A 301-nucleotide genomic window follows, 5' to 3' on the forward strand; every position below is an offset into this window, starting at 1 on the left:
GGAAATTCAGCCTCAGAAATACGCCATTTTCAGTATTCTAATCTATCAGTCGACTGGTTTTTGCCTTGTGGATGGCTTCCAGTTTGTTGTGAGCTTGGAGTTTTTCGTAGACATTGTCCACGTGCTTTTTTACGGTACCCACAGACAAAAACAAGTTGTCAGCAATGTTTTTGTACTTGAGCCCTTTGCTGAGTTGTTCCAAAATCTCGATCTCTCGTTTGGAAAGCCTGTAAGTTTCGATTTTTTCCTGCTCAACAGGCAATTGAGGATTTCTTAACAGCCGAATGGTTTTTAAAGCAAT

Annotated in this window: 1 protein-coding gene; it reads right to left on the reverse strand. The window is 40.5% G+C overall.

Going from position 1 to position 301, the window contains the following annotated elements; all coding sequences use genetic code 11:
• Nucleotides 1-37 precede the first annotated feature (37 nt).
• Nucleotides 38-301, reverse strand: a 264-nt coding sequence (locus tag ACNKXV_RS14180; RefSeq protein WP_417908361.1) for a response regulator transcription factor, incomplete at its 5' end; no start/stop codon positions are given.

Source organism: Christiangramia aquimixticola, assembly GCF_048285835.1.
Taxonomy (GTDB): Bacteria; Bacteroidota; Bacteroidia; order Flavobacteriales; family Flavobacteriaceae; genus Christiangramia; species Christiangramia aquimixticola.